Origin of the sequence: Pantoea sp. Cy-640 (assembly GCF_011752635.1) — a bacterium.
Taxonomy (GTDB): Bacteria; Pseudomonadota; Gammaproteobacteria; order Enterobacterales; family Enterobacteriaceae; genus Pantoea; species Pantoea dispersa.
The window spans coordinates 211,882-226,020 of record NZ_VWXB01000004.1 but is presented as its reverse complement, the minus strand read 5'-3'; the positions used below and the strand labels follow the sequence as shown (position 1 = coordinate 226,020).

The following is a 14,139-nucleotide window of genomic DNA, read 5'->3' as shown; positions in this document are numbered from 1 at the left end:
CCTTACTGCGGTGGGGAGAGTCCTTCCGGCCCCACCGCCATCTTGCGCACATCGCGCGCCGGTGACTGGCCGTAAAAACGGCTGTACTCCCGGCTGAACTGCGACGCACTCTGATAGCCCACCCGATAGCCCGCCGTCCCGGCATCCAGCTTCTCAATCATCATCAGCCGGCGCGCTTCATTGAGCCGCAGCTGCTTCTGATACTGCATCGGCGTCATCGCCGTAACCGCTTTAAAGTGATGATGCAGCGATGAAATGCTCATGCCAACGCTGCTGGCCAGCTGATCCACCTTCAGCGGTTGATGAAAGTTTTCGCGCAGCCAGCGCGCCGCGCGCGCCACTTTGTTGCCCGGGCGCTCGGTCAGCGCCATATTCAGAATGCGCGGCCCTTCCGGCCCGGTCAGCAGGCGATAGAAAATCTCCTGCTCAATCAGCGGTGCCAGCGCGGCGATATCCTGTGGCTGATCCAGCAGCGCCACCAGCCGCATCACCGCATCCACCAGCGGTGGCGCGACTTTGTGCACGGTAATGCTGCGTTCGGGGGCGGCGCTGCCAATCTGCTGCGGCGGGAAATGCTCCAGATAGCGCAGCAGGCGCGCTTCGTTGATGGTGATGCCGACGCCAAGACAGGGTTTCTCTGGTGTCGCCAGCACCACGCAGGACTGCACCGGCATGTCCATGGTGACCAACAGCAGATCGCCCGGCCCGTAATGCATCACATCATCGCCCATGCGCAGTGCTTTCTGGCCCTGGGCCATCAGCGCAAACCCCGCCCAGCTGGCAATGTGCGCCAGGCTTGAGGGGTGCGAGCTGCGGCCAAAAGAGAGAAAATCAATCGCGCTGGCGGTACGCCCATCCTGCTGCGCGTGACGGGCAATCATCGCCACCAGCTGCTGCCACTGTTCCTGATGAATCATGCGTTATGCACTCCGCGATGAAAAATCACTGAATCCCCATTCTTACCTGCCGATGCGGTTGCGCCTAGTCCCTGCGCCACAGATTTGCAGGATCGTGCAAAAAGCTTGCAGGATTGCGCTACCGCACAAAGCGGCAACAGCGCATGCTTTACTCACCCGAAATCTCAGGTGGAGAGACACAATGCAAGCACTTGAAGGCAAAATTGCGCTGGTGACGGGCGCGTCGAAAGGCATTGGCGCCGCCATCGCCATGACTTTCGCCGCGGCCGGCGCCCGGGTGGTGGTGAATTATCGTCAGGATGAAGCGGGCGCGGCGGATGTGGTGACCGATATCTGCGCGCTGGGAAGCGACGCCATCGCCGTACAGGCCGATATATCCCGTGAAGCTGACGTGCAGCGCCTGTTCGCCAGCAGTATTGCGCAGTTTGGCGCGCCAGACATCGTGGTCAACAACGCCGGCATGTTTCACCATGGCGACTTCGCCAGCCTCAGCGTCAGCGACATGCAGCAGCAGCTCAACGTCAATCTGCTCGGTACGCTGCTGGTGTGCCAGCAGGCGGCGCAGCATTTTCCGGCGCGCGGCGGCTGCATCATCAACCTCAGCGCGCTGAACAGCCAGCGCAGCCTGCCTGGCTCGGTACTGTGGTCAGCGACCAAAGGCGCAATCGATACCTTAACGCAGGGGCTGGCACGTGAGCTGGGCCCGCGTAATATTCGCGTCAACGCGCTGGCACCGGGGATCATTCTGACCGAAGGGCTGCTGGCAGCGAAAAAAATGAATGCGGAATTTAAAGCGCAGCTGATCGCGGCCACGCCGCTGGGACGCTTTGGCCTGCCGGAGGATGTGGCGCAGGTGGCGCTGTTTCTGGCGTCGGAAGAGTCGGCTTATGTTACCGGTGAGCGGGTGCTGATTGCCGGCGGCGTGTAAAGCCCGCGTTACAGACATAAAAAAAGGACGCTTGCGCGTCCTTTTTATTTTTAAGCGATTAACGCTTATGCATCACGGCGACGTGGTGCAGCTGCACCTTCGTCGCGACGTGGGCCACGGCCACCTTCACGGCTGAAACGTCCGCCTTCACGACCGCCTTCGCGACGCTCAGAGAAACGACGCGGTGCGCCACCTTCACGGTTGCCACCCTCGCGGTTACCACGACGCTCACCACCGAAGTCACGACCGCCGCTACGACGCTCGGTGCGCTCGTGTGGCTGTGCATCGCCCAGCAGCTGCATATTCATCGGCTTGTTGAGAATACGCGTACGCGTGAAGTGCTGCAGGACTTCACCCGGCATGCCTTTTGGCAGCTCGATAGTGGAGTGAGTACCAAACAGCTTGATGTTACCGATGTAACGGCTGCTGATGTCGCCTTCGTTAGCAATCGCGCCCACGATATGACGCACTTCAACACCGTCGTCACGGCCCACTTCAATGCGGTACAGCTGCATTTCGCCAACGTCACGACGTTCGCGACGTGGACGATCGCCACCTTCGCGACTGTCACGGCTGTCACGACGTGGACGGTCGCCGCCACGCTCATCGCGATCGCGGAATTCACGACGCTGTGGACGTGGTGCATCCGGTGGCAGAATCAGTGGACGTTCGCCCTGTGCCATTTTCAGCAGTGCAGCGGCCAGCGTTTCCATATCCAGCTCTTCTTCTGGCTGCATTTTAGCCAGCAGCGCACGGTACTGATCCAGATCGCTGCTTTCCAGCTGCTGCTGAACTTTGGCAGCGAACTGCGCCAGACGGCGCTGACTCAGCAGCTCAGCGTTAGGCAGTTCAACTTCCGGAATAGTCAGCTTCATGGTGCGTTCGATGTTGCGCAGCAGACGACGCTCGCGGTTCTCAACGAACAGCAGCGCACGGCCAGCACGACCCGCACGACCGGTACGGCCGATACGGTGTACATACGATTCGGCATCCATCGGGATGTCGTAGTTAACCACCAGGCTAATACGCTCAACGTCCAGACCACGGGCCGCAACGTCAGTCGCGATCAGGATATCCAGACGACCGTCTTTCAGGCGCTCCAGCGTCTGCTCACGCAGCGCCTGGTTCATGTCACCGTTCAGCGCGGCGCTGTTGTAGCCGTTACGCTCCAGCGTTTCTGCGACTTCCAGCGTGGCATTTTTGGTGCGCACGAAGATGATAGCAGCATCGAAGTCTTCCGCTTCGAGGAAGCGCACCAGCGCGTCAGACTTACGACCGTAAGCGGTCCAGTAAGACTGAGAAATGTCCGGGCGTGTAGTGATGCTGGACTGGATGCGCACTTCCTGCGGATCCTTCATGAAACGCTTAGTGATACGGCGAATCGCTTCCGGCATGGTTGCAGAGAACAGTGCGGTCTGATGACCTTCCGGGATCTGCGCCATGATGGTTTCAACGTCTTCGATGAAGCCCATACGCAGCATTTCATCGGCTTCGTCCAGTACCAGACCACGCAGGCTGGACAGGTCCAGGGTACCGCGTTTCAGGTGATCCAGCAGACGGCCCGGGGTACCAACCACGATCTGTGGACCCTGGCGCAGTGCGCGCAGCTGCACGTCATAACGCTGGCCACCATACAGGGCCACGACGTTAATACCGCGCATGTGTTTAGAGAATTCTGTCATCGCTTCAGCCACCTGAACCGCCAGTTCGCGGGTCGGCGCCAGCACCAGGATTTGCGGTGCGCGGACAGAAGGATCAACGTTGTTCAGCAGCGGCAGCGAGAACGCTGCTGTTTTACCACTACCGGTCTGCGCCATACCCAGCACATCACGGCCCGCCAGCAGGTGAGGAATACACTCAGCCTGGATTGGCGATGGCTTAACGTAGCCCATACCGTTCAGTGATTCGAGGATGTCGGCGTTCAGGCCCAGATCAGCAAAAGTGGTTTGAATATCAGTCATGTAGTACACGTGCCTCTTAGATTGCGGCGGCCAGTCTACATAACTCGTCGTGAAAACTTTCAGTCATTTTCATCAAAAAGTGTGAACCGGCTCAAATTAGAAGTTTTGACGAACAGAAAAGCCCTCACCTGTTCAGGCGATGACTTTACGGGTAAATCAGGCAATAAAAGTTCGTCAGCTATTGCTGGTCAGATTCTGATAAATCGTCTTGTGTCTGGCCGAGTTGCGCCAGTTCCAACAATGCGTATCGGTGTTCAACAAAGTTATTGACGTTGTTGGCCACCGCCAGTTTGAACAACGCTTTCGCGTCGTCCTTCTCCCCCAGACTTAGGTAGTACTTACCTAAATAGAAGTTGGTTTCACTGAGATGTTCAGCGAGCGAGGTGTTATCCGTTGCGTCCGCCTTGAGACGTTCCATCAATGTTTTTTCACTGATGTCGCCCAGGTAGAACTCGACAATATTCCATCCCCATTGGTCCTTAGCCGCCTTGTCGTAACGCTGTTGGAGCGTCACTTTTGCCTTGTCGGCATCCATCTCGCGTTCAACGAGGTAGAGCCACAGGCTGCGGAACGGATCGTTAGGATCGTCTTGATAAAACGCCAGCAGATCATCTTGCGCTAACTTGTATCGACCGCCGTAATAGAGGGCGATACCACGGTTTAAATGCGCATAGTTGTAAGTTGGATCAAGCTCAAGTACAGAATCAAACGCTTCATAGGCAGCATCAAAATTGCCTGCCTGCGTTAAGTAAATGCCGAGATAGTTAAACACTTCCGGCATATCCGGTCTGATAGACAGCGCTTGCGAGAAATCGTTCCGCGCTAGTGCCCTCAGACCCAAACTATCATACAACACTCCGCGCTCATATAACAGCTGTGCGCGTTCATCATCGGTCAGGGCCCGACTGGCAAGAATTTGTTCCATTCGCGCCAGAATAACCTCTTGCTGCAGTGTGGGCTGCAAAGGTACTGCCAGAACTTCGTTCTTACGCCAATTGGAGTTGCTGCATCCTGCCAGCGTGATAGCTGTCGCAACAAAACACCAGCGCAAAAAAGGCTTCATTTCCCACTCCCGAATACAAACATTGGGATAACCATCCTGTCATCCGCCTGCTATGCACAAGGGTTCCCGCCCTCGCGATGATACCCATCCTGCTTCAGCTGCACTGACACGCTGACCAGCGCGCCACGCATTCCGGGTATACAAACACCGCTCCCCGCCAGCAGGCAGGGAGCGGCTGATCAGGAAAAACGCTTACTCGGCGTCAGGCGTCGTCACCGCAGCGGTTTCTTCTGCTGGCTTCTGCTCTGTCGCTTCTTTGATGCTGAGACGAACGCGGCCCTGACGATCCACTTCCATCACTTTAACTGGCACTTCCTGACCCATCTGCAGGTAATCGGTCACTTTCTCTACGCGCTTGTCGGCGATCTGAGAAATGTGTACCAGACCTTCTTTACCGCCGCCGATCGCCACGAAGGCACCGAAATCAACGATACGGGTCACTTTACCGGCGTAGATACGGCCCACTTCGATCTCAGCGGTGATCTCTTCGATGCGACGAATCGCTTCTTTGGCTTTCAGGCCGTCGGTCGCTGCGATCTTCACGGTGCCATCATCTTCGATTTCGATGGTGGTGCCGGTCTCTTCGGTCAGCGCACGGATAACTGAACCGCCTTTACCGATGACGTCTTTGATCTTGTCTGAGTTGATCTTGATGGTGTAGATGCGCGGCGCGAACTCGGAGATCTCCTGACGCGGCGTGCTGATCGCCTGTTCCATCACGCTCAGAATGTGCAGACGCGCACCCTTGGCCTGGTTCAGTGCCACCTGCATGATTTCGCGGGTGATACCTTCAATTTTGATGTCCATCTGCAGCGCGGTGATACCTTCACGGCTACCGGCTACTTTGAAGTCCATATCGCCGAGGTGATCTTCGTCGCCGAGGATGTCAGACAGCACCACGAACTTCTCGTCTTCTTTCACCAGACCCATCGCGATACCGGCAACGGCCGCTTTGATCGGTACGCCAGCGTCCATCAGTGCCAGCGATGCACCGCACACGGAAGCCATAGAAGAAGAACCGTTCGATTCGGTGATTTCAGACACGACGCGCACGGTGTACGGGAACGCATCCTGTTTAGGCATTACTGCCAGCACGCCACGCTTCGCCAGGCGGCCGTGACCAATTTCACGACGCTTCGGTGAGCCAACCATACCGGTTTCGCCCACGGAGTACGGAGGGAAGTTGTAGTGGAACAGGAAGCTGTCAGTACGCTCGCCCATCAGCTCATCGAGATTCTGTGCGTCACGCGCAGTACCGAGGGTGGCAGCGACCAGCGCCTGCGTTTCACCACGGGTAAACAGCGCAGAACCGTGGGTACGCGGCAGTACGCCAGTGCGCACGTCCAGACCACGGATCATATCTTTTTCGCGGCCATCGATACGCGGTTCGCCGTTCAGGATACGGGTACGCACCACGTTCTTTTCCAGGCTGTGTACGATGTCACCGATTTCGGCATCATCCAGCGTTTCGTCTTCAGCCAGCAGTGCGGCGATGGTTTCGTCTTTGATGACGCCAACCTGCGCATAGCGCTCCTGCTTGTCAGTGATGCGGTACGCATCGCTGATGCGCGCTTCGGCCAGGGCAGCAACGCGTGCGATCAGCGCATCGTTCGCCGGCTCTGGCTGCCAGTCCCAGCGTGGTTTGCCGGCTTCGGCCACCAGCGCATTGATGTTTTCAATCACAACCTGCTGCTGGTCGTGGCCGAACACCACCGCACCCAGCATCTGATCTTCGGTCAGGATGTCCGCTTCAGATTCCACCATCAGCACTGCATTCTGCGTACCGGCAACCACCAGATCCAGACGAGACTGTTTGATCTCATCCGCGGTTGGGTTCAGCACGTACTGATCGTTGATGTAACCAACGCGTGCCGCACCGATTGGGCCGTTGAACGGAATGCCAGACAGTGACAGCGCAGCAGAAGCACCGATCATCGCAACGATGTCCGGGTTAACCTGCGGGTTCACGGATACCACAGTCGCGATAACCTGTACTTCGTTAACAAAACCTTCCGGGAACAGCGGACGCACCGGGCGGTCAATCAGACGCGCAATCAGGGTTTCGCCTTCGCTTGGACGGCCTTCACGACGGAAGAAGCTGCCCGGAATACGGCCAGCGGCGTAAGTACGCTCCTGGTAGTTCACCGTCAGAGGGAAGAAGTCCTGACCGGCTTTGGCTTTTTTCTGGCCCACGACGGTAACGAATACCGCGGTGTCGTCCATGCTTACCATTACTGCTGCGGTGGCCTGGCGCGCCATCATGCCGGTTTCCAGCGTGACGGTATGCTGACCATATTGGAATTTGCGTACGATCGGGTTCAGCAAAATTTAAGTCCTTAAATTCGTGGCAAAGCCTGCTCGGCCCGCCGGGGATTACCGATCTTTAGTTGCATCCTCGCGACTAATGACAACCCTTAACCGCCCCTGCGGTAAAGCCTCTCATTAGCCGCGCGAACCTCTGCAAGCAAAGATCACTCTCAGCAACAATACATGAGTTTGGTCCGGATTGCTGCGGATTGCTCGAAAAAAGGGGCCATAAAGGCCCCCTTTTCGCGAAACTCGCACAAATCTGATCGCCAGATGCGGTTTTTTGCATACTGCATGCGCTACATCGTTGATCAGATTCTTCAGACTTAGCGACGCAGACCCAGGCTTTCGATCAGGCTGGTGTAACGTGCAACGTCTTTACGCTTCAGGTAGTCCAGCAGCTTACGACGCTGGGATACCATGCGCAGCAGACCGCGACGGCTGTGGTGGTCTTTCTTGTGCTCAGAGAAGTGACCCTGCAGGTGGTTAATCTGAGCAGTCAGCAGAGCAACCTGAACTTCAGTTGAACCGCTGTCGTTAGCGCCACGACCGTATTTAGCAACGATCTCTGCTTTAGCTTCTACGCTTAGAGACATAATAAACTCCAGTAAAAAATGAATGTATGGGTGCCGATCTCTAATTCAGCAGCCCGCTTTTAAAGCCGCGCTATTCTACTCTTCGCCCGGTAGCAACGCAAATGCGCTGTAACGCCCAGCGGTAATACGCGGTCAGTCGGCAAACTCCACTACCAGACGACGCGGAGCCACGCGACCATCGTGGGCGATTTCCGCCATGCCGATAAATTTCTGCTGCTCGCCCTCGGTCACCCGCACCAGCCCGCTGGCCGGCGCGTTTTCCGCCTGGACCGGCATGCCCTGTTTGAACCAGGCCGCGATCGGCGTGGGCAGATTGACCGCTGGAAAATCTTCCGCCGGGCTGTCCATCGGCAACAGCAACGCGTCCAGCGGTGCGTAATCCGGCGTTTCCGCCGCATTAACCTGCGCCGCCAGCGCCTGCAGCTGTTCCAGCGTCATCATGCGCGCAATCGGGTAGCGCGCCACCTGCAGACGGCGCAGCATGATCACGTGTGCACCGCAGCCGAGCTTCTCACCTAAATCGTCAATGATGGTGCGAATGTAGGTGCCTTTGGAAACATGGATTTCCAGTTCCAGCTCGTCGCCCTGCCAGCGAATAAACTGCAGTTCAAACACGGTAATCGGTCGCGCTTCACGCGGCACGGTGATGCCTTCGCGCGCATATTCGTACAGCTTGCGGCCCTGATACTTGAGCGCCGAGAACATGGTGGGCACCTGCAGCGTCTCGCCGCGAAAGCTCTCCAGCGCGGCATCCAGCTCAGCCTGGCTGAAGGTCACCGGCCGCGTTTCAACGATATTGCCGTCCGCATCGGAGGTATCGGTGCGCTGGCCCAGACGGGCAATCACGCGGTAACGCTTGTCCGAATCCAGCAGATAGCGGGAAAACTTGGTGGCTTCGCCGAGACAAATCGGCAGCATACCGGTGGCCAGCGGATCGAGCGCGCCGGTATGGCCCGCCTTGTTAGCATTAAACAGGCGTTTTACTTTTTGCAGCACATCGTTGGAGGATGCGCCCTGGTGTTTATCCAGCAGGAAAACACCGTGGACATCACGACCACGGCGACGAGGACGACTCATCAGTCCTCCTTGTCGTCTTCCGCCGGGCTTTCACCCCGTCGCTCAGCATCGTTTCTGATCACGTTAGACACCAGATTCGACATGCGCATCCCTTCAATCAGCGAGTTATCGTAGAAGAAGGTCAGCTCCGGCACGATGCGCAGACGCATCGCTTTACCGAGCAGAATACGGATGTAGCCAGACGCTTCTTTCAGCGCTTTGAGGCCGTTTTTCACCGCTTCTTCATCCTGGTCGTTCAGGAAGGTCACGAACACTTTGGCATACGCCAGATCGCGTGACACCTCAACGCCAGACACGGTGACCATCATACCCAGACGCGGGTCTTTGATTTCGCGCTGCAGGATGATCGCAATCTCTTTCTGCAATTCCTGCGCCACGCGCTGTGGGCGACCAAACTCTTTCGCCATACTATTTCTCCCAAATAATTCGGGAGGCCAGAGGCCTCCCAAATTGCATCACATCGACCAGCAATTACTCGATGGTGCGTTTAACTTCAATCACTTCGAACACTTCGATCATGTCGCCAACGCGAACGTCGTTGTAGTTCTTCACGCCGATACCACACTCCATGCCGTTACGCACTTCGTTGACGTCATCTTTGAAGCGACGCAGAGATTCCAGCTCGCCTTCATAGATAACCACGTTGTCGCGCAGTACGCGGATCGGATTGTGACGTTTGATGTTGCCTTCGGTGACCATACAGCCGGCAATCGCGCCAAATTTCGGTGACTTGAACACGTCACGGACTTCGGCCAGACCGATAATCTGCTGTTTGAACTCTGGTGCCAGCATGCCGCTCATGGCAGCTTTCACTTCGTCAATCAGGTTATAGATGACGGAGTAGTAGCGCAGGTCAACGTTTTCAGCGTCAATCACGCGACGCGCAGAGGCATCAGCACGCACGTTGAAGCCGAGGATGATCGCGTTGGACGCAGCGGCCAGGGTGGCGTCGGTTTCGGTGATACCGCCCACGCCAGAACCGATAATCTTCACCTTCACTTCGTCGGTGGAGAGTTTCAGCAGCGAGTCGGAGATCGCTTCCACAGAACCCTGTACGTCGGACTTCAGGACGATGTTCAGCTCGGACACTTCGCCTTCGGTCATGTTGGCAAACATGTTTTCCAGCTTGGACTTCTGCTGACGCGCCAGTTTGACTTCGCGGAATTTGCCCTGACGATACAGCGCCACTTCACGCGCTTTCTTCTCGTCACGCACCACGGTCGCTTCGTCACCCGCTGCCGGCACACCGGACAGACCGAGGATTTCCACCGGAATCGATGGACCCGCTTCCAGCACTTCGCGACCCAGTTCGTCACGCATCGCACGCACACGGCCGTATTCGAAGCCGCACAGCACGATATCGCCCTTGTTCAGCGTACCTTCACGCACCAGCACGGTTGCTACCGGACCACGACCTTTGTCGAGGAACGATTCGATCACCACGCCGCTCGCCATACCCTGACGAATCGCAGTCAGCTCCAGTACTTCCGCCTGCAGCAGAATCGCGTTCAACAGGTCGTCGATGCCGGTACCGGCTTTCGCCGAGACGTTAACGAACATGTTCTCGCCGCCCCACTCTTCCGGAATGATACCGTACTGGGTCAGCTCGTTCTTGACGCGATCCGGATCGGCTTCTGGCTTATCGATCTTGTTCACGGCCACGACCACCGGCACACCGGCCGCTTTCGCGTGCTGGATAGCTTCGACGGTTTGTGGCATCACGCCATCGTCCGCCGCCACCACCAGGATAACGATATCCGTGGCCTGCGCACCACGTGCACGCATTGCGGTAAACGCGGCGTGGCCCGGGGTGTCGAGGAAGGTGATCATGCCGTTATCAGTTTCAACGTGATACGCACCGATGTGCTGGGTAATCCCGCCCGCTTCGCCGGAGGCGACTTTGGTGGAGCGGATGTAGTCCAGCAGCGAGGTTTTACCGTGGTCAACGTGACCCATGATGGTCACGACCGGCGCACGGCTTTCCTGCGCAGCATCGGTATCACGATCGTCCATTACCGCTTCTTCCAGCTCGTTCTCGCGGCGCAGGATCACTTTGTGACCCATCTCTTCGGCCACCAGCTGGGCGGTTTCCTGGTCGATAACCTGGTTGATGGTCGCCATGGCACCCATCTTCATCATCGCTTTAATAACCAGCGAGCCTTTCACCGCCATTTTGTTGGCCAGCTCGGCAACGGTGATGGTTTCGCCAATGATGACGTCACGGTTCACCGCCTGAGCAGGTTTGTTGAAGCCCTGCTGCAGCGTGCTTGGTTTACGATGTTTGCCACCTTTACCGCCGCGTACCTGAGCACGCGCTTCTTCACGGTCAGTTTTGGCTTCAGAGTGCTTGTTGCCTTTTTTGGCCGGACGCGCTGCCTTGGTGGTGCGGGTGCGACCACGACCGCCTTCGACTTCGCGATCGTTTTCGTCTTCTGCCTGACGGGCATGAGTTGAAGTGGTGACGTGATAGTCGCCCTTATCTTCTTCCTCTGGTTTTTCCCATTCAGCGGCTTTCTCTTCGGCCAGACGACGGGCTTCTTCCGCCGCGCGGCGCGCATTCTCTTCCAGCTTACGGCGCGCTTCTTCTTCAGCTTTACGCTTCAGTTCGGCGGCTTCAGCTTCACGACGGGCTTTGTCAGATTGCGCAGCCTTGGTCATTTCGTCGGTAGGTTGATTAGTCACTTTCTCATTTTCCGCTGCTTCACGCTTAGCCTTGTCAGCGGCTTCGCGCTTGGCTTTCTCTTCGGCTTCACGTTGCGCTTTTTGTTCAGCTTCGCGACGGGCTTGTTCTTCAGCCTCGCGACGCGCCTGCTCTTCCGCTTCACGCTGCGCCTCGGCTTCTGCTTCCGCCTGAGCTTGCTCAGCGTCGGCATCACCTTTCACGTATGTGCGCTTTTTGCGGACTTCGATTTGCACCGACTTACTTTTACCCCCGGTGCCTGGAATATTCAAGGTGCTGCGCGTTTTGCGCTGCAACGTCAGTTTGCCTGAACCGGTCTGACCGTGCTCACGATTCAGGTGGGACAGTAAGGTCTCTTTCTCTTGCTGGGATACGGCGTCGTTTTCAGACTTACGGATCCCTGCATCAGCAAATTGCTGTACCAGGCGATCGACCGGAGTCTGAATTTCGGCGGCCAGCGATTTTACGGTTACATCTGTCATGCTGTTCCTTCCTGTTATTACGCGTCATCGCCGAACCAGCAGATATTACGTGCAGCCATAATCAGCGCACCGGCTTTCTCATCATCCAGCCCTTCAATATCTGTCAGATCGTCAACACCTTGCTCAGCGAGATCTTCCAGCGTGCAAACGCCTTTTGACGCCAGGCGATACGCCAGCGCACGATCCAGGCCTTCAAGATTCAGCAGGTCCTCAGCAGGTTCCTGATTACCAAGGCTCTCTTCTTTCGCTAATGCCAGGGTGGTTAACGCATTTTTTGCTCGTTCACGCAGGGCTTCAATGGTCTCTTCGTCGAGGCCGTCGATTTCCAGCAGCTCGTTGATTGGCACGTAAGCCAATTCTTCCAGCGAAGAGAAGCCCTCTTCCACCAGAACGGTGGCGAACTCTTCGTCGATGTCGAGATGTTTAGTGAACATATCGATCGCTGCATGGGCTTCGGCCTGATGCTTCGCCTGCAGATCATCGACGGTCATCACGTTCAGCTCCCAGCCGCTCAGCTGGGATGCCAGACGCACGTTTTGGCCATTACGGCCAATCGCCTGAGCCAGATTGCCGGCTTCAACAGCGATATCCATGGTGTGATTGTCTTCATCCACCACAATTGACGCCACATCGGCAGGTGCCATGGCGTTAATCACGAACTGTGCCGGGTTGTCGTCCCACAGCACGATATCAATACGCTCGCCGCCCAGCTCGCTGGACACCGCCTGCACGCGCGCACCGCGCATACCGACGCAGGCACCGACCGGATCGATACGTTTGTCGTTAGTTTTTACCGCAATTTTGGCGCGTGAACCCGGATCGCGCGCTGCCGCTTTGATCTCGATAACTTCTTCGCCAATCTCCGGCACTTCAATGCGGAACAGTTCGATCAGCATCTCCGGTTTGGAGCGGGTAACGAACAGTTGCGCACCACGCGCTTCCGGACGCACGGCATACAGCACGCCGCGAATACGGTCACCCGGGCGGAAGTTTTCACGCGGCAGCATGTCTTCACGCACAATCACCGCTTCGGCGTTGTTGCCGAGATCCAGTGAAATGTTGTCGCGATTCACTTTCTTCACCACGCCGGTGATGATTTCGCCTTCCTGCTCGCGGAACTGATCGACCACCATCGCGCGCTCGGCTTCACGCACTTTCTGGACGATAACCTGTTTCGCGGTCTGCGTGGTGATACGGTCGAAGGTGACAGATTCGATCTGATCTTCAACATAATCGCCCAGATTGAAGGCTTCATCTTCAAAGCGTGCTGCTTCCAGCGTGATCTCGCGCGTTGGCTGCGTGACTTCTTCTACAACCACCCAGCGACGGAAGGTGTCGAAATCGCCGCTGCGACGGTCAATGCTGACGCGCACGTCGATTTCCTGCTCATACTTCTTCTTGGTCGCAGTGGCCAAAGCGCTCTCCAGCGCTTCGAAGATTTTCTCACGCGGCAGGGCTTTTTCGTTAGAAACGGCTTCTACTACAGCTAAGATCTCTTTGTTCATCCTGGTTAGCCTCAATCCGGACTTTTAAAAGTGGGGGACCAGGTTCGCTTTCTGAATGTTGCTCAGCGCGAACACTTCATCGTTACCCTCAACGGTTACCGTGATCATCTCGCCTTCGACAGACTTAATGATGCCCTGCCATTTACGGCGGTTCTGCACGGCCATACGCAGTACCAGGCTCACCTCTTCGCCAGCGAAACGCGCATAGTGCTCCGCGGTGAACAGAGGGCGATCGAGACCCGGTGAGGAAACTTCAAGGTTGTAAGCCACCGTAATAGGATCTTCCACATCCATTACAGCGCTGACCTGGTGGCTAACATCGGCGCAATCATCAACATTGATACCCTCTTCACTATCAATATAGATGCGCAAGGTTGATGTGCGACCACGAATGAACTCGATACCGACCAATTCGTAGCCAAGCGCTTCTACCGGAGCAGAGATCAACTCTGTCAACTTTTGCTCTAATGTGGACAAGCCCACCCCCAAGACATAAAAAAAGGGCCTAAAGCCCAGTGTTACGATTTCCTGATAACAAAAAACCCCGAAAATTCGGGGCTTTTTGTGACTGGACCCTGTATGCCGCGATGCGGCTTCGGCACACCATCCAGCAGAATTTTTTT

At 56.6% G+C, this 14,139-nt stretch carries 12 protein-coding genes; 1 reads left to right on the top strand and 11 read right to left on the bottom strand.

Annotated features, from left to right (window positions below; translation table 11 throughout):
* Positions 1-2: 2 nt before the first annotated feature.
* A complete protein-coding gene (locus F3J36_RS12550) occupies positions 3-917 on the bottom strand; it encodes an AraC family transcriptional regulator (protein ID WP_059009545.1) in 915 nt (304 codons plus the stop codon).
* Between the two features lie 181 nt (positions 918-1,098).
* Here F3J36_RS12550 and F3J36_RS12545 point away from each other — a divergent pair, with 181 nt between their 5' ends.
* On the top strand, positions 1,099-1,845 hold the full coding sequence (locus tag F3J36_RS12545; protein WP_021507695.1) for an SDR family NAD(P)-dependent oxidoreductase: 747 nt from the start codon (positions 1,099-1,101) through the stop codon (positions 1,843-1,845).
* Positions 1,846-1,910: 65 nt separating this feature from the next.
* Here F3J36_RS12545 and F3J36_RS12540 read toward each other — a convergent pair whose 3' ends face one another.
* From F3J36_RS12540 to rimP, 10 genes are all read right to left on the bottom strand, one after another.
* Positions 1,911-3,806: a DEAD/DEAH family ATP-dependent RNA helicase gene (locus tag F3J36_RS12540; RefSeq protein ID WP_058759574.1), complete on the bottom strand. Its 1,896-nt coding sequence runs from the start codon at positions 3,804-3,806 to the stop codon at positions 1,911-1,913.
* Between the two features lie 16 nt (positions 3,807-3,822).
* Entirely contained in the window at positions 3,823-3,879 is a 57-nt protein-coding gene (yrbN, locus tag F3J36_RS24370) for a protein YrbN (protein ID WP_098053093.1), read from the bottom strand.
* A gap of 105 nt (positions 3,880-3,984) precedes the next feature.
* Complete coding sequence (nlpI, locus tag F3J36_RS12530; protein WP_021507697.1) at positions 3,985-4,869, bottom strand: lipoprotein NlpI; 885 nt, start codon at positions 4,867-4,869, stop codon at positions 3,985-3,987.
* Between the two features lie 192 nt (positions 4,870-5,061).
* Complete coding sequence (gene pnp / locus F3J36_RS12525; protein ID WP_058770684.1) at positions 5,062-7,194, bottom strand: polyribonucleotide nucleotidyltransferase; 2,133 nt, start codon at positions 7,192-7,194, stop codon at positions 5,062-5,064.
* A gap of 308 nt (positions 7,195-7,502) precedes the next feature.
* A complete protein-coding gene (rpsO, locus tag F3J36_RS12520) occupies positions 7,503-7,772 on the bottom strand; it encodes a 30S ribosomal protein S15 (protein WP_010615981.1) in 270 nt (89 codons plus the stop codon).
* 132 nt (positions 7,773-7,904) lie between these two features.
* Entirely contained in the window at positions 7,905-8,849 is a 945-nt protein-coding gene (truB, locus tag F3J36_RS12515; RefSeq protein ID WP_166719803.1) for a tRNA pseudouridine(55) synthase TruB, read from the bottom strand.
* A complete protein-coding gene (gene rbfA, locus F3J36_RS12510; protein ID WP_021507701.1) occupies positions 8,849-9,256 on the bottom strand; it encodes a 30S ribosome-binding factor RbfA in 408 nt (135 codons plus the stop codon). Before rbfA ends, truB begins: the two co-directional genes overlap by 1 nt.
* 64 nt (positions 9,257-9,320) lie before the next feature.
* Positions 9,321-12,011 carry a translation initiation factor IF-2 gene (gene infB / locus F3J36_RS12505; protein ID WP_021507702.1) on the bottom strand — a complete coding sequence of 897 codons (2,691 nt, stop codon included), beginning with the start codon at positions 12,009-12,011 and terminating at the stop codon, positions 9,321-9,323.
* A gap of 17 nt (positions 12,012-12,028) precedes the next feature.
* A complete protein-coding gene (gene nusA, locus F3J36_RS12500) occupies positions 12,029-13,516 on the bottom strand; it encodes a transcription termination factor NusA (protein ID WP_021507703.1) in 1,488 nt (495 codons plus the stop codon).
* Positions 13,517-13,540: 24 nt separating this feature from the next.
* Positions 13,541-13,993: a ribosome maturation factor RimP gene (gene rimP, locus F3J36_RS12495; RefSeq protein ID WP_031279732.1), complete on the bottom strand. Its 453-nt coding sequence runs from the start codon at positions 13,991-13,993 to the stop codon at positions 13,541-13,543.
* Positions 13,994-14,139: the final 146 nt, after the last annotated feature.